Below are 15,254 nucleotides of genomic sequence, written 5' to 3'. Positions count from 1 at the left end.
AACCGGTGTCCGCGCCGCAGGAAGGGACGGAGGTCATGCGATGAAGACCCATCCGAACGAAGGACTGCGCAAGGTGTATTGGGCCATCGCCATCGTGGTCATCTTGTTGATAGGACTCGGTGCCGTACTGTGGTGGTACGACGCCGAATGGTTGTACCGCTGAGAGGGGAAGGGATCCGATTGCGCACCAGACCAACCCGGCGCCGTCTCGCCGTCGGCGTGACCATCCTCATCCTGGCGGGGGTGCTCATCCTGTTGTGGGAGGCGCGCGTGTTCGCGGTTCATATTGTCACGAGGTGATGACCGATGCGCCATGCCCTGCTGCGCCATGCGCGCAGGTGGATTGCCGCGCTGACCACCCTCGGGTGCGCAGGCGGTTGCACGCCTGAGCAGGTCCTGTTGCTCCATCCGGCCGGCCCGGTCGCCCGCACCGAACGAGACATCATCCTGTTGAGCATCGGTTTGGTATCCATCGTCGTGGTGCCGGTCATCGTCCTGCTCGGGTACATCGTCCGGCGTTTTCGCGACCGGCCTGGCAATGACGCCCCTTATCAGCCGGACTGGTCGGAAAGTCCTTGGCTCGAGGTGGTCTGGTGGGGCATCCCCATCGTGATCATCGGCATCTTGGCCGTGGCGACGGTACGGCAGACGTTCGCGCTGACCCGTCCGCCCGCAGCGTCCGGGCCGCCGCTCACCGTCCAGGTGACGTCGCTCAATTGGAAGTGGTTGTTCCAGTATCCCGAACATGGCATCGCCACCGTGAACTACTGCGAGATCCCGGTGGGCAGGCCGGTCGAATTCGTCCTGACCAGCAACGCGCCGATGAATTCGTTCTGGGTGCCCCAGTTGGGCGGCCAAGAGTACACCATGGCCGGTATGGCGATGCGGCTGTGGTTGCAGGCGGACAAACCCGGAACGTATTACGGCCATGGTGCCAACTTCAGCGGACAGGGGTTCGCCCACATGCATTTCCGTGTCATCGCGGTGCCGCAACCGGCTTTCGCCCGCTGGGCGCGGGAGGTTCAGGCGCACGCGCCGGCGCTCACCTGGGCAGGTTACCAGCGGCTCGTTCAGCCAGGGCTCGCCCGGGAGACCGCATATTCTTCATATCCGCCCGGCATCTTTGCGCACCTCGTGGAGCAAGAAGGCGGCATGTACATGAAACACCCGGCGTACGGAACGGATTGAGCCGCGGCGGACGCATGCCCGGCGGACCAACTCTCACCCATGCACCAGGAAAGCAGGTGAAGCCATGAACCTCGAACCAACCTACGCCACCCACTTCTTTGTCACCGGCGATCCGATGATCTACGCTGCCGATGTGTCCATTTTGTTGGTCAGTGCGGCCATCGTGTTCGTGCTCACCTACTTCAAAAAATGGGGATGGCTGTGGCGGGAATGGCTGACCACGGTCGACCACAAAAAAATCGGGATCATGTACATGATCGCGGCGCTGTTGATGCTGTTTCGCGGCGGCGTCGATGCGCTCTTGATGCGGACGCAGTTGGCGCTCCCGAACATGCACTTTTTGCAACCTGAGCATTACAACCAGATCTTCACCACCCACGGCACCTTGATGATCCTCTTCATGGCGATGCCGTTCATCTTCGCCATGATGAACATCGCCGTACCCCTGCAGATCGGCGCCCGCGACGTGGCCTTCCCGTATCTGAACGCCGTCAGCTTTTGGCTGTTCTTTTTTGGCGCGCTGTTGTTCAATCTGTCGTTTGTCATCGGCGGATCGCCGGACGCGGGCTGGACGAGCTATCCACCGCTCGCGGAAGTTCCGTTCTCGCCCGGGCCAGGGGAGAACTTCTACCTGCTCGGTTTGCAGATCTCCGGCATCGGCAGCATCGCCACAGGGATCAACTTTTTCGTCACCATCCTCAAGATGCGGGCGCCCGGCATGACGCTGATGCGGATGCCGCTGTTTTGCTGGTCGGTATTGGCGACAACCATCCTCATCATCTTCGCATTCCCCGTCCTCACCGTCGCCCTCGCGCTCCTGCTCATCGACCGGATTGCGGGTGCGCACTTCTTCTCCATCTTCGACGGGGGCAATCCGATGATGTACGTCAATCTCTTCTGGATGTGGGGCCATCCCGAGGTGTACATCGTCGTCCTTCCTGCATTCGGCATTTTTTCCGAGGTGGTGGCCACCTTCTCTCGCAAACGCATCTTCGGATATGCTTCGATGGTCGCTTCGATGATGGCCATCGCCATCATCAGCTACTTCACCTGGGTTCACCACTTCTTCACCATGGGCGCAGGACCGGGCGTCAACAGTTTTTTTGCCGTCTCGACCATGATCATCGCCATCCCGACCGGTGTCAAGGTGTTCAATTGGTTGATGACGATGTACCGCGGCCGCATCCGGATGACGGTGCCGATGCTCTGGACGGTCGGCTTCATCCCCAACTTCGCCATCGGCGGTGCGAGCGGCGTCATGCTCTCGGTCGCCCCGGCTGACTATCAGTACCACAACAGCTATTTTCTCATCGCCCACTTTCATCAAGTTCTCATCGGCGGCACGGTGTTCGGCATGTTGGCCGGGATGTACTACTGGTGGCCGAAGATGTTCGGATTCATGCTGGACGAACGCCTCGGGCGCTGGGCGTTCTGGTGGTTCAACGCAGGGTTTTACGTCTGCTTTCTGCCCCAGTATGTGCTCGGCTTCATGGGCATGACGCGCCGTATCTACGTCTACCCTGCGCACATGGGGTGGACGGAATGGAACTTCATCTCGACCCTCGGCGCGTTCATGATGGGTGTCGGGTTCCTCCTGCTGGTCGCCGACATTCTGTACAGCATCCGTCACGGCGAACGGGACGTTACCGGCGACATCTGGGACGGCCGCACCCTCGAATGGTCGCTGCCGTCACCCGCACCGCACTATAACTTTGCGCGCATCCCTGTCGTCACCGCGCGCGACGCGTGGTGGGCCATGAAGGAAGCGCGCAAGCGGGGGGAAGCGCTGCCGGACGCAAGGCCGCTTGCCCCCATCCACATGCCCAAAAACTCCGGCTTGCCGTTTTTGCTGTCGCTCTCCTTCTTCGTCGCCGGGTTCGGCCTGGTGTTCAACTGGTACATGCTGGCGGTGGCCGGATTCCTTGGCGTCGGCCTGTGCTTGTTGCTGCGCTCGTTCGCGGAAGACAAGGCGTATTTCATCCCTGTGGAAGAGATTGCGCGCACCGAAGCGGCGCTCGGGAGGGTGTGACGCATGGCGGTGGTGCACGAGGCGAGTGATGCATTCAACGTGCGCGAACACGGACACCATCACGATGAAGACGCGCTGCGCATCTTCGGGTTCTGGATCTTCCTGACCAGTGACCTCATCCTCTTCGCGTGTCTGTTTGCGACGTACGTCATCCTGTCCAACCACACCGGCAGCGGTCCCACGCCGGCGGACATGTTCGACGTGCCGGCCTTTACGGCAGAGACCATCATCCTGCTCACCAGCAGTTTCACCTGCGGCTTGGCCACCTTCGCCATGCACCACGGCCGCCGCGGGCTGATGCTCACCTGGCTCATCGTCACCCTTTTGCTCGGCCTGGCGTTTGTCGGTCTGGAGGCGTCCGAGTTCACACGCAACGCGCTCGCCGGCGCCACCATGCAACGAAGCGCGTTTTTGTCGGCGTTCTACACCCTTGTCGGCACCCACGGCTGCCACGTCTCATTCGGCATCCTGTGGATGACAAGCATCCTCATCCAGGCCTGGCGAAAAGGGCTGGCGGGCGAGATCCCGGGCAAGGTGTTCATCGTCGGCCTCTACTGGCACTTCCTCGACGTGGTATGGGTCTTTATTTTCACAGTCGTCTATCTGATGGGAGTGATGCGTTGACATGGCCCTGCATCCATCCTCCGCGCCGCACGGCGGAAAGCGTCCGTTCCCTTGGTCGCACATGGTCGGGTTCATCCTCTCCATCGTGCTCACCGTGGCCGCGCTCTGGGCTGTGCTCGCCCGCGCCCTGCACCCGGGCCCGTTAACGACGTTCATCCTCGTGCTGGGCGTGCTCCAGATTGTCGTCCAGTTGTTTTTCTTCATGCATATCACGGAGAGCGAAGGTCCGCCTTGGCATGCGTGGATGCTGATGCTCGGGTTCGTGTTTGTCGTCGCCATCGTCGCAGGTTCCATCTGGATCATGTCGTTCGGCACCGAAGCGTATTGAGTTGTGACATTTTCTTGACAAATAGGTATATAATCATGGATAGTCAGATGATTTCATCAGCGACCCTGCGCGCGGGTGGGATGGCGATGAGCACGACCTTGCCCGAGGTGGGCGACTGGGTGTCGTTTTATTCCCCCGCCAAACGGCGGGTGTTGACCGGTTTTATCTTAAATATACCGAAATATACGAAAGTATGTATGGTCTACGTCCCTGCGGAACAGCGGACCATGGCCGTTTCCCTGTACGACGTCACACCAGCCGATGTCTCGCTGCAACCCGAAGACTTGCGGGCGCTCATCGACCTTTCGCTCGATCTCAAGGATGAAGCATGGTTCCGCGAGTTGATGGGCCGCCGGCGGGCGCACAAACAGCGTGACAACCTGTTTTTGGCGTTGTTCTTGACCCTGGCGTCCCTGCTGTTTGTGGTGATATAACGGGCGGTCTTCCGGCATACCGGTGATGGAGAAGAAGGTGCGGAAAGAAAAAGGTCATGGAACCGAGGCCGCCCGCTCTGGCGGCCACGGTTCCACTCAGATCCGGATGCGCGCGATGTCGGCACCGAGATCGCGCAGGTACACGTCAATCTGCTCGTAGCCGCGGTCGATGTGATGCAAGCCCTCAATCCGGGTCGTCCCGTCGGCCATCAGACCCGCGATGACCAACGCGGCACCGCCGCGCAAATCGGTGGCTTCCACCGCAGCCCCGTACAGGCGCGGCACGCCGCGGACGATGGCGGTACGCAGGTCGACCGTGATGTCCGCCCCCATGCGCAACAGGTCGTTCACGTGGCGAAAGCGCGCCTCAAATACGTTCTCCCGGATCACGCTGGTGCCCGCCGCCGTGGTCAACATGGCCATCAGCGGCGCCTGCAAATCGGTGGGGAAGCCAGGATACGGATCGGTACGGACGTCCATGGCCTTGTATCCATCCCGTCCGTCGACCGCGATGACCGATCCATCGACGTCCACACGGATTCCGGCGTCGCGCAGCTTCTGCAGCACGGCGCCGAGGTGCTCGGGGACGGCGCCCTCCACCGCGACACAGCCTCCGGTCGCCGCTCCGGCGATGAGGAGGGTGCCGGCGACGATGCGGTCAGGAATGATGCGGTGTTCTGCTTCGCGCAGGTGGTGCACCCCGCGCACGCGGATCACAGGCGTCCCCGCGCCTTCGATGTCCGCACCGCACTTGCGCAGGAACGCCACCAGATCGACAATTTCCGGCTCGCGTGCTGCGTTTTCAATCACGGTCACCCCGTCGGCGAGCACCGCGGCCATGATCAGGTTTTCCGTCGCGCCGACGCTCGGAAAGTCCAAGGTGATACTCGATCCGTACAACCGGTTGGCGGTGCAACGGATGTAGCCGTGCTTCTCTTCAATCGTCGCACCGAGCGCACGCATGCCGCGCAGGTGGTAGTCGATGGGCCGCTGACCAATCACGCATCCCCCCGGTTTGGAGACCACCACCTCGCCGAACCGCGCCAACAGCGGGCCCATAAGGAAAATGGAAGAGCGCATACGCCGCATCAAATCGGCAGGCACGCTCGTGTTCGCCAGGTGCCGGCAATCCACCCGCACCTCGTCCCGTTCAAACACCACGTCGGCACCGAGAGCTTCCAGAATCTGAATCATCACATGCACGTCTTCCAGGTTGGGCACACCTTGGATGACGCTGATACCTTCCACCATGACGGTCGCCGCCAGGATGGGCAGGGCCGCGTTCTTCGCTCCGTAGACGCGGGTTCGCCCGGCCAGCGGGCGTCCGCCGCGAATCGCGAACGCGTCCACGTCTTCACCCCCTTGGAGCGGGCTCCCCGAGGATGCGCACCTCAGTCTCCAGCCAGACTCCAAACTGTCTCCACACGGCGTCCCGGGCATACTGCATCAGCCAGAGCACATCCTCCGCGGTGGCGTGGCCGAGATTCACGATGAAGTTGGCGTGTTTCTCGCTGATTTGCGCGTCGTTGCGCCGGAAACCCTTGAGCCCCGCCTCTTCAATCAAACGCCCTGCGTGCATCCCCGCCGGGTTGCGAAAGACCGAACCGCAGTTCGGGAGAGAGAGGGGCTGGGTGCTGTTGCGGCGCGCCGACCAGGCGCGCACCTTGGCCATGAGCTCTTCCGGATCTCCCGGGCGGAGTTGAAAAGCGGCCTGCACCACAATCCCCGGCCGGTCCTTGAGGATGCTGTACCGGTAGCCGAAGCGCAGGTCCGCATTCGTGTAACGGTGGATGTCCCCGTCGCCATCCATCACGTCCGCCCACAGCAAGACGTCTTTCGTCTCGCCGCCGTGCGCCCCTGCGTTCATCATCACCGCGCCGCCGACGGTGCCCGGAATGCCGGTGGCAAACTCCAGGCCCGCGAGGTGGTGGCGGATCGCGATATGCGCCGCGGAGACGTACGAGCGACCGGCGAGCGCCGTTAAGCGCGTCCCTTCCACGTCGATGTCCGCAAACTGGTCCGCCAGCTTGATCACCAAACCCCGGATTCCCCCGTCGAGCACAAGCAGGTTGGAACCGCGGCCAATCACCGTCCAAGGCATGGCGAGCGCCTTGGCGGCCTGCACCGCGCCGCGCAATTCCTCGACCGTGCGCGGACAGACGAACACATCAGCCGGCCCGCCGATCCGCCACGTGGTATGTTTGGCGAGCGGCTCGTGAAACGCCACCTCGCCCACCCCGTGCGCCGCAAACACTCGCCGGACGGAATCCAGGTTCATGGCCAACCTCCCATCGCGTACATCCGACCGTGCCTATGCCTGGGCCCGCATGGCATCCTATGGTGAGACGTGGGCATCGGTGCATCGGCCACTGTCCGTGCACCTCCCATCCGCCGCGCCGCGGCCGTGAGCACCGCAGCGCGCACCATCCGGGCGCGGCAGTGCAGGAACGGGTCAAATCGTCACCGCCTCGCGACCGACAGGACCACCTCGTACAAACGCGCGACGGCATCCGGTGTGCCCAAGCGGCGGGCAGCCTCGCGCATGCGAGCGGCCCGCTCCGGATGGAGTACCGTCGCCAACGCTTGCCACAACGCGGACGGTGTCAACTCCGCCTCCCGGATCATCCACGCCGCCCCCTGCTCGGCAAGGCGGCGCGCGTTGTGTTCCTGGTGGTTCGCGGTCACGTACGGAGAGGGAATGAGCACGGACGGTACGCCGAGGGCGCAGATCTCCGCGAGCGTGGAACTGCCGGCCCTCGTCACCACCGCGCTCGCCTGCGGCAAGACCGCCGGCATGTCGTGGATGAACGGCACGACCGTCACGTTGTCCGGGACCGCACCCAGGCGTTCCATCACGCGCGCGAAGTGCGCCTCCCCGGTGACAAACAGGAGTTGCCACCGCGGCACCTCGGCAAAACGCGGCACCACCTGGGCAATCACGCCGTTCACCGTCTCCGAACCGCGGCTGCCGGTGTAACACACGACCAACCGCTTGTCCGGGTCAATCCGGTACATGGCGCGGGCTTGCGCCAACCGTTCGGGCGAGGCGGCCATCACCTCGCTGGCGCGCGGGTTCCCGGTGACAATCACCCGCCCCGCGCCGCGAAACGCCGCTTCCGCCCCGGGGAATGCCAACGCCACCGCGTCGGCCCGCCGTGCGCACAGCCGGTTGGACAAACCGGGCGCGGCATTCCCTTCCCAGATGACGGTCGGAATGCCCAGCCGCTGCGCCGCCCACACCACCGGCAGCGTCACGTAGCCGCCGGTGCCGAGCACGACGTCCGGGTGAAACGACTGCAACAACCGTCTCGCTTCCCGGTAGCCGCGGTAGGTCACCGCCACCGTCCGCAGCACCGAGGGGCTCATCTGCCGGCGCAGGGGTGCGGCCGGCACCGTCACAAACGGCAATCCCTCCCGCGGCACGATGTCCCGCTCCAGCCCTTGTTCGCCGCCGACGTACAACACCTCTGCGTCCGGATGGTGTTGGTGCAGGTACCGCCACAAGGCGAGCGCCGGGAAGATGTGCCCGCCCGTGCCGCCGCCGGTGAGGACCAACCGCATGTCGCTGCCACCTCCGCGCGTCAACCCACGCCCCGCGCCTGACGGGAAATGTTGAGCAAAATGCCGACGCCTGTCAACATCAGCGTCAACGAGGACCCGCCGTAGCTGAGAAACGGGAGCGTCACGCCGGTCGCCGGGATGCTGCCCGTGACCACACCGACGTTGACCAAGACTTGGACGGCAAGGATGCCGGTGATGCCCGCCGCAAGCAGTGTCCCGAACTCGTCGGGCGCAAGCGCCGCCGTCCGGAATCCGCGCCAGACCAAGACAGCAAACAAGGTCAACACCGCCGCCGCCCCCAAAAACCCGAGCTCCTCGCCGAGGATGGCGTAGACAAAGTCGGTCTGGGGTTCCGGCAGGTACAGGTACTTCTGGCGGCTGTGACCCAGCCCCAACCCAAGCAAACCGCCGGATCCGAGCGCGTACAACGACTGAATCACCTGATACCCTGAGCCGAGCGGGTCCTGCCACGGATTGAGGAACGAGGTGATGCGGGCCATCCGGTAGGGCGCCATCGCCACCAGGACCGCGAACGCCACGGCTCCCGTCCCGGCCAGGCCCAACAGGTGCCCGACCCGCGCACCCGCCGCGAACAACAGGATGACCGTCGCCCCGACGATGACCACGCTCTGCCCCAGGTCAGGCTCCAACATGATGAGCCCGACCGCGGTCAGCGCCATCATCAACGGCGGGAGAAAGCCCCGGGTCAAGGATTGCACACGCTCGCCCGCATCCGCCAGATAGTGCGCCAAAAACACGACGAGCGCCAGCTTCGCGAACTCCGACGGTTGGATGCCGAACGGGCCCACGCCGAGCCACGCCTGCGATCCGTTGCGGTTCACCCCGACGCCGGGCACAAGCACCACCGTCAACAAGAGAAAACTGGCGCCCGCCAGGTACGGTGCCCATGCGCGCAGCCGGTGGTAATCCACCCGCGACATCCACCACATCAACCCGACCCCGAGCGCCGCCCACAACACCTGACGCTTGGCGTAGTAAAACGCATCGCCGAACTTTTGCTGCGAGAGCACCGAGCTGGCGCTGTGGACCATCACGACGCCGATGGACAAAAGCACGAGTGTGGCCCACAGGATGACCCAATCCGGGGACTGCCGGACCTTGGCGTACAAGACGCGTCCCCCCTGTCCCACGACGTGACGCTACAATGTATGCACCAGGTCTTTGAACATGCGCCCACGCACCTCAAACGAGGGAAACATGTCCCAGCTGGCGCAGGCGGGGGAGAGCAACACCACGTCCCCGGGCATGGCGTGGCGCATGGCCCTGTGCACCGCCGCCTCGAGGCTCGGGACCTCCTCGACCGCCGGGACGCCGGCCGCCCGGCACACTGCGGCGAGCCGGGGCGCCGCCTGCCCGAGCAGGATGGCCGCCTTCACGCGCGAAAGCTCGGGGAGCAGCGCGCTGAAATCATCCCCACGGTCCAACCCGCCCGCGATCCAGACGACGCCGCTTTGGAACGACCGCAAGGCCGGCAGCGCGGCGGACGGGTTGGTGGCCTTCGAATCGTTGTAAAAATCGATGCCGCGCACCGTGCGTACAAATTCCAAACGGTGCTCGACGCCGCGAAAGCGTGTGAGGACATGGCGAACCGCCGCCAGCGGCGCCCCCGCCCAGACGGCGATGGCGGTCGCGGCGAGCGCGTTCTCCAGATTGTGCGCACCCGGCAACGCCAACGCGGTGACCGGCAGCACGGATTCCAGAACCCCGCCGCGGCGGACGACCAGCGTTTCCCCGTGCAGATACACACCGTCGGCGCCGGGATCGCGGTGGCGGCCGAACCAGACCACCCGCGCTTGCAGGCGATCCGCTTCGTTCGCAACACGGGGTTGATCCGCATTGAGCACCGCCACGTCGTCCGGGCCCATGTTTCGAAACAAGCGCCGCTTCGCTTCCGCGTACTGTTCGAACGTCCCGTGGTAATCCAGGTGTGCAGGGTACAGATTGAGCAGGGCGCCAATGCGCGGATGGAACGTCTCCGTGCCGGCCAATTGAAAGCTCGAGACCTCGACGACCAGCGGTTGCCAAGGGCGTACCTCGCCCACCACCGAGCAGAGCGCGCGCCCGATGTTGCCGGCGACCACCGGTTCCAGCCCGGCCGCCGTAAGGATCTCGCCGACGAGCGTGGTGGTGGTCGTCTTCCCGTTGGATCCTGTGATGGCGTAGATGGGATTCGCCAAGAACCAGGACGCCACCTCCACCTCGGTGACCACCGGGATCCCGCGGCGCATCGCCTCTTGGACAAACGGGATATGGTACGGGATGCCAGGGTTTTTCACCAGGAACGCAGGCGGTGGAGACAACAACGACAAAGGGTGTTCGCCGAACACCAGTTGGGCGCCGAGCGCCTCCAGCTCGTTCGCGGCGTGATCGTCCGCTTGCCGCGGCCGCTGCTCGGTCACCGTCACGCGCGCGCCGTGCGCAAGCAGCAGCCTGGCCGCCGCTTCACCGCTCTTGCCCCAGCCCATCACCAGGATCCGCTCGCCAGCCACCGGCCGCATGTTCATCCTCCCTTTCCCGGACCTGCGCCAGGGCCGTGCGCCGCCCGCAGGCGCACGACGCCCGCCGTCAACGCGACAACAGGATGAGCGCCCCAAACGCGCTGAGAAACGCCGCCATCCAGAACAACCACACCACTTCCCACTCCGACCAACCGCCAAGTTCAAAGTGGTGATGAAGCGGGCTCATGCGGAACACCCGCCGCCCGAACGCCTGGAACGACACCACCTGGATGATGACCGACAACGCTTCACACACGTACACCAATCCAAAGAGGATGAGGCCAAGTTCGCTGTGGGTCAATACCGCCACCATGGCGAGCGCGCCGCCAATGGCGAGCGATCCGGTATCACCCATGAACACCTTCGCCGGATGACGGTTGTACAAGAGAAACGCGAGCAATGCGCCGACCATCGCCGCGCAGAACAACGCCACGTCGTACTCCGTGCGCCAATACGCGAAAATGCCGTACGCGGTGAACACGATGGCTGCCGTGCCGGACAACAGCCCGTCCAAGCCGTCCGTCAGGTTGACGGCGTTGGTCGTCCCGAGCAGGACGAGAAAGAGAAATAACAAATATGCCCCGCCCAGAGACACCGCGAAGTGGAAGAACGGCACGTCGACCGTAAAGGGACGGCCGCCGTTGTGCCACCACAAGAGGCCGAACAACAGCGCGGTGACCACCGCCTGCCAGAACAGCTTCTGTTTCGCCGTCAGACCCAGGTTGCGCTTCTTCACGACTTTGATGAAATCGTCTGCGAAGCCGATGAGACCGAACCCCACCGTCGCCAAAAGCAGGATGGCCGTCTCGACGCTGGTGAGGGCGAACTTCGCGGTGGTCAACCCCACCGCCAGGATGATCATCACACCCCCCATCGTCGGGGTGCCCGCCTTCTTCTTGTGATGCTGCGGGCCCTCGTCGCGGATGCTTTGCCCAAACCGAAGCCGCCGCAACACGGGGATGCAGACAGGGCCTAACAGCGCGCCGATGACGAACGCCACGAGCGACGTGATCCACAACGCCTGTGCGTCCACCGGGACACCTCCTACCGCGACTGCCGGGACTGCAACACGTCCCGCGCCACCTCGCGGTCGTCGAAGTGGTGTTTGGTGTGCCCGATGATTTGGTACGTCTCATGCCCCTTGCCTGCGATGAGGACGACGTCCCCGGGCCGGGCGGCCGTGAGGGCGCAGGCGATGGCCTGGCGCCGGTCGGCCATCCGCACCCATGTCCCCCGCAACGGGCCGGCGTCCGGCACGGACAGACCCGCCACCATGTCGTCCAGGATGGCTTCCGGGTCTTCCGTGCGCGGGTTGTCGCTCGTGAACACGACGAAATCGCTGTAGGCGCAGGCGATGCGCGCCATGACGGGCCGCTTGGTCCGGTCGCGGTCGCCGCCGCACCCGACGACGGTGATCACCCGCCCTTGCGCGAATTCCCGCACCGTCTGCAGGGCGTTCTCCAGGCTGTCCGGGGTATGGGCGTAGTCGACGAGCACCGTGAACGGCTGGCCCGCATCCACCGGCTCCAACCGGCCCGGTACCCCTTCCACTTCCGCCAGCGCCGCCGCGATGACGTCGAGCGGCACGCCCTCCGCCAACCCGGCCGCGATGGCGGCCAGGGCGTTGTAGACGTTGAAACGGCCGGTCAAGCGCATCCGGACGTCCGCCTCGCCCGCGAACGTGACGACGTGAAACGACACGCCGTCCGGTCGGATGACGACATCCTGCGCGCGCACGTCCGCATCGGCGCGCATCCCGAAGCGGATGCACTCGGCGACCGTCTGCCCGATGAAGAAGTCGGCGTGCGGGTCGTCCACGTTTACGACCGCGTACGCCATCTGCGCCGGATCGTCGCTGTAGGTGTTGCCGAGCCGGGCGAACAGCTTGCCCTTGGCCTCTTTGTACGCCTCCATCGTGCCGTGGTAGTCGAGGTGGTCCTGGGTGAGGTTCGTGAACACCGCCGTGCGGTAGCGGGTGCCGGCGTCCCGCTTCAGGTCGAGGGCTTGCGATGAGACCTCGAACACCCCGTATTGGCAGCCGGCGGCGACCATCTCGGCCAGGGTCGCCTGCATCTCGACCGCCTCGGGCGTCGTCGTCCCCACCTCGGTCGTCACCCCGGCGATCCGCTTGCCCACCGTGCCCCGCAGCCCGACCGTGTAGCCGGCTTTCGTCAGCACCCGTTCGATGAGGTGCGTGGTGGTGGTCTTGCCGTTGGTCCCGGTCACGCCGATGACCCGCAGGCGGCGGGAGGGATGGCCGTAGAAACGGCTGGCGAGGATGCCCGCCACGCCGCGGGTGTCCGGCACCACCAGTTGCGGCATCAGGATGTCCGCTTGCGGCTCCTCCACGACGGCCGCCACCGCGCCGCGCGCCGCGGCGTCGCGCAAGAACAGGTGCCTGTCGGCGATCCCGCCGCCGCGCAGGGCGATGAACAAGGCACCAGGTTGGACCAAACGGGAGTCGTCTGCCAGAGATGTGACTTCCACGTCCCGTGCGTGGACCATCCGGCAGCACAACAGGCCGCGCGTAAGTTGCGAGAGTAGCACCGCCCAGACCTCCTAGCCATTCATCATGCCCAATCTATTGCTTTCGCACACCATTGTCAACGACCGGCGTATTGCCCAGATACAACCGAATGACAGATCCTGCCGGAACCTTGGTGCCGCTTTGGGGCGACTGTGCCACCACGTACTTTCCCGTCCCCAACACCTGAGTGCGCAACTGGGCGCCGCTCTCGATGGCCGTCCTTTGCGCATCGCCGATGGTCATGCCCACGAAGTCGGGCACCTGGACCATGACCACGTCGCCCCAGCGCACCTTCTTCGGAATGCCGCCTGCGCGCTTCGGCACGCCGAGGTAAGTGAGGCTGTCGCGTAAGATGTTGCCGACGATGGGGGCGGCGATGGTGCCGCCGAACACCACGTTGTCCTTGGGGCGCGGGTGGTCGACCGCCACGTACGCCACGAGCCGCGGGTGGTCCGCCGGTGCCATCCCGATGAACGAGACGATGTAGTGGTTGGGTTCATACCGTCCGTTTTTCGCCACCTGCGCCGTACCCGTCTTCCCCGCGACCCGGTAACCGTCGAGGTACGCGTTGCCGCCACTGCCCTGCGCCACCACGCTCTCGAGCGCACTTCGCACCTCTGCGGCCGTCTGCTCCGAGATCACGCGGCGGACGACCGTCGGTTGGACGCGCCCGACCACGCGGCCGGTGTCGTGATCGAGAAACGCCTGCACCACGTGCGGCTTCATCAGCAGGCCCCCGTTGGCCACCGCGCCGATGGCCATCACCTGTTGAATCGGCGTGACCGATACCCCCTGTCCGAAGGAGGTGGTCGCAAGCTCCAACGGCCCGACGCGGTTTAAGGGAAACAGGATGCCGTTGCCTTCCCCCGGCAGGTCAATCCCGGTCTTCTGCCCGAACCCGAACGCCTTGATGTACTGGAACAGGGCCGTCTTGCCCAGCCGCTCTCCCAACGCGATGAACCCCGGGTTGCACGAGTTTTCCACCACGTTCAGAAACGACTGCGACCCGTGACCGCCCGCTTTCCAGCAGCGAATGCGCCGCCCGGCCACCTCGTAGTAACCGGGATCGTAAAACCGGTCATTCAGGTTGACCTTTCCCTCTTGGAGCGCGGCGGAGAGGGTGATGACCTTGAACGTGGACCCAGGTTCGAACGTCTGCCAGATCGCCAGGTTGCGGTTGTAGGTTTCCTGCGGATACGCTTGCCAGTCGGCGGGATTGAAACTCGGGTAGTTGGCCATCGCCAGAATGGCGCCCGTCTGTGGGTCTTCGACGATGGCCGTCACATGGTCCGGGTGATAGACCGCCACCGCACGCTCAATCTCCCGCTCCACGAACTGCTGGATGGCCGCGTTGATGGTCAACTCCACGTCCTCGCCGTCCACAGGCGGCACGTAGTCCTCGCCGACACCAGGCATCCGCTCGCCCTTGGCGTTGGCAAAGAAGGTGATGGAGCCTGGCTGGCCCCGCAGTTGCCGGTCGTACTGCTTCTCCACGCCCGTCAACCCTTGGTTGTCGGCTCCCGTGACACCGAGCACCTGCGCGGCGAGCGCGCCGTACGGGTAAGCCCGCTTCCCCTCTTCCGTGATGTAGACGCCCGGCAGGTTGAGTCGCCGGATGGCGGCAAGCTGTTCGTCGCGGATGCGCCGCCCGCCCGGGGACACGTAGACCATGAGCGTGCGCTTGCGCACCAGCGCCAACACCTTATCGTACGGCATGCGCAACACGTCGGCGAGCTGCCGCGCCGTTTTCTCCTTGTCCTTGACCTGCGCCGGGATGACGATGACCGAAGGTGCCGTCGCCGTGTAGACCAGGACATGCCCTTCGGCATCGAGGATGCTGCCCCGTACCGGCTGCAGCGGGATCTGCCGACTCCACAGCCGGTGCGCCCGACCCTGCAGCCACGGCGCTTGCAAGACCTGGATGTACGCCAAGCGGCCGATGAGCCCCCCAATGGCCCCGAGGAGGCAGAACAACAGCAGCACCACCCGCCGCCGCATCATTCCCCGCGTCACCCGCACCGCTCTCGCCTCCACGCCCGTTGTC

At 64.6% G+C, this 15,254-nt stretch carries 14 protein-coding genes; 6 read left to right on the top strand and 8 right to left on the bottom strand.

The window, feature by feature from the left end:
- Positions 1–40 precede the first annotated feature (40 nt).
- From IEX97_RS13890 to IEX97_RS01770, 6 genes are all read left to right on the top strand, one after another.
- Positions 41–163 carry a hypothetical protein gene (locus IEX97_RS13890; RefSeq protein WP_268238302.1) on the top strand — a complete coding sequence of 41 codons (123 nt, stop codon included), beginning with the start codon at positions 41–43 and terminating at the stop codon, positions 161–163.
- Positions 164–306: 143 nt separating this feature from the next.
- Complete coding sequence (locus IEX97_RS01790; protein WP_188880789.1) at positions 307–1,188, top strand: cytochrome c oxidase subunit II; 882 nt, start codon at positions 307–309, stop codon at positions 1,186–1,188.
- Positions 1,189–1,252: 64 nt separating this feature from the next.
- Positions 1,253–3,217 (top strand): cytochrome aa3 quinol oxidase subunit I, encoded by a 1,965-nt coding sequence (gene qoxB / locus IEX97_RS01785; RefSeq protein WP_188880788.1) that lies wholly within the window; start codon positions 1,253–1,255, stop codon positions 3,215–3,217.
- A 3-nt stretch (positions 3,218–3,220) separates the two neighbouring features.
- Entirely contained in the window at positions 3,221–3,841 is a 621-nt protein-coding gene (locus IEX97_RS01780; RefSeq protein ID WP_188880787.1) for a cytochrome (ubi)quinol oxidase subunit III, read from the top strand.
- A 1-nt stretch (position 3,842) separates the two neighbouring features.
- Positions 3,843–4,169: a cytochrome o ubiquinol oxidase subunit IV gene (locus IEX97_RS01775; RefSeq protein ID WP_188880785.1), complete on the top strand. Its 327-nt coding sequence runs from the start codon at positions 3,843–3,845 to the stop codon at positions 4,167–4,169.
- Between the two features lie 86 nt (positions 4,170–4,255).
- Positions 4,256–4,603, top strand: a complete 348-nt coding sequence (locus tag IEX97_RS01770; protein ID WP_188880784.1) for an IDEAL domain-containing protein — start codon at positions 4,256–4,258, stop codon at positions 4,601–4,603.
- A 96-nt stretch (positions 4,604–4,699) separates the two neighbouring features.
- On the opposite strand, the gene murA is transcribed toward IEX97_RS01770, so the two are convergent.
- From murA to IEX97_RS01730, 8 genes are all read right to left on the bottom strand, one after another.
- Positions 4,700–5,953 (bottom strand): UDP-N-acetylglucosamine 1-carboxyvinyltransferase, encoded by a 1,254-nt coding sequence (murA, locus tag IEX97_RS01765; RefSeq protein ID WP_188880783.1) that lies wholly within the window; start codon positions 5,951–5,953, stop codon positions 4,700–4,702.
- A gap of 4 nt (positions 5,954–5,957) precedes the next feature.
- Complete coding sequence (gene murB / locus IEX97_RS01760) at positions 5,958–6,881, bottom strand: UDP-N-acetylmuramate dehydrogenase (RefSeq protein WP_188880782.1); 924 nt, start codon at positions 6,879–6,881, stop codon at positions 5,958–5,960.
- A gap of 182 nt (positions 6,882–7,063) precedes the next feature.
- Entirely contained in the window at positions 7,064–8,164 is a 1,101-nt protein-coding gene (gene murG, locus IEX97_RS01755; protein WP_188880781.1) for an undecaprenyldiphospho-muramoylpentapeptide beta-N-acetylglucosaminyltransferase, read from the bottom strand.
- 20 nt (positions 8,165–8,184) lie between these two features.
- A complete protein-coding gene (gene spoVE, locus IEX97_RS01750) occupies positions 8,185–9,294 on the bottom strand; it encodes a stage V sporulation protein E (protein WP_188880779.1) in 1,110 nt (369 codons plus the stop codon).
- A gap of 30 nt (positions 9,295–9,324) precedes the next feature.
- Positions 9,325–10,689 (bottom strand): UDP-N-acetylmuramoyl-L-alanine--D-glutamate ligase, encoded by a 1,365-nt coding sequence (gene murD / locus IEX97_RS01745; protein WP_188880778.1) that lies wholly within the window; start codon positions 10,687–10,689, stop codon positions 9,325–9,327.
- Positions 10,690–10,750: 61 nt separating this feature from the next.
- Positions 10,751–11,716: a phospho-N-acetylmuramoyl-pentapeptide-transferase gene (gene mraY, locus IEX97_RS01740; RefSeq protein WP_188880776.1), complete on the bottom strand. Its 966-nt coding sequence runs from the start codon at positions 11,714–11,716 to the stop codon at positions 10,751–10,753.
- Positions 11,717–11,727: 11 nt separating this feature from the next.
- A complete protein-coding gene (locus tag IEX97_RS01735) occupies positions 11,728–13,230 on the bottom strand; it encodes a UDP-N-acetylmuramoyl-L-alanyl-D-glutamate--2,6-diaminopimelate ligase (RefSeq protein ID WP_229776226.1) in 1,503 nt (500 codons plus the stop codon).
- Positions 13,231–13,264: 34 nt separating this feature from the next.
- Positions 13,265–15,229, bottom strand: a complete 1,965-nt coding sequence (locus IEX97_RS01730) for a stage V sporulation protein D (protein WP_444541803.1) — start codon at positions 15,227–15,229, stop codon at positions 13,265–13,267.
- Between the last annotated feature and the right edge of the window lie 25 nt (positions 15,230–15,254).

Origin of the sequence: Paenalicyclobacillus cellulosilyticus (assembly GCF_014647315.1) — a bacterium.
GTDB classification, from domain to species: Bacteria; Bacillota; Bacilli; order Alicyclobacillales; family Alicyclobacillaceae; genus Alicyclobacillus_J; species Alicyclobacillus_J cellulosilyticus.
This window is presented reverse-complemented; position numbering and strand designations above follow the sequence as displayed.

What these genes read in the sequence shown, in the direction of transcription:
- IEX97_RS01780 (WP_188880787.1), top strand. Translation starts at nt 3,221, where the DNA reads ATGGCGGTGGTGCACGAGGCGAGTGATGCATTCAACGTGCGCGAACAC.
- IEX97_RS13890 (WP_268238302.1), top strand. Translation starts at nt 41, where the DNA reads ATGAAGACCCATCCGAACGAAGGACTGCGCAAGGTGTATTGGGCCATC.
- murB (WP_188880782.1), bottom strand. Translation starts at nt 6,881, where the DNA reads ATGAACCTGGATTCCGTCCGGCGAGTGTTTGCGGCGCACGGGGTGGGC.
- IEX97_RS01770 (WP_188880784.1), top strand. Translation starts at nt 4,256, where the DNA reads ATGAGCACGACCTTGCCCGAGGTGGGCGACTGGGTGTCGTTTTATTCC.
- murD (WP_188880778.1), bottom strand. Translation starts at nt 10,689, where the DNA reads ATGAACATGCGGCCGGTGGCTGGCGAGCGGATCCTGGTGATGGGCTGG.
- qoxB (WP_188880788.1), top strand. Translation starts at nt 1,253, where the DNA reads ATGAACCTCGAACCAACCTACGCCACCCACTTCTTTGTCACCGGCGAT.
- murG (WP_188880781.1), bottom strand. Translation starts at nt 8,164, where the DNA reads ATGCGGTTGGTCCTCACCGGCGGCGGCACGGGCGGGCACATCTTCCCG.
- IEX97_RS01775 (WP_188880785.1), top strand. Translation starts at nt 3,843, where the DNA reads ATGGCCCTGCATCCATCCTCCGCGCCGCACGGCGGAAAGCGTCCGTTC.
- IEX97_RS01790 (WP_188880789.1), top strand. Translation starts at nt 307, where the DNA reads ATGCGCCATGCCCTGCTGCGCCATGCGCGCAGGTGGATTGCCGCGCTG.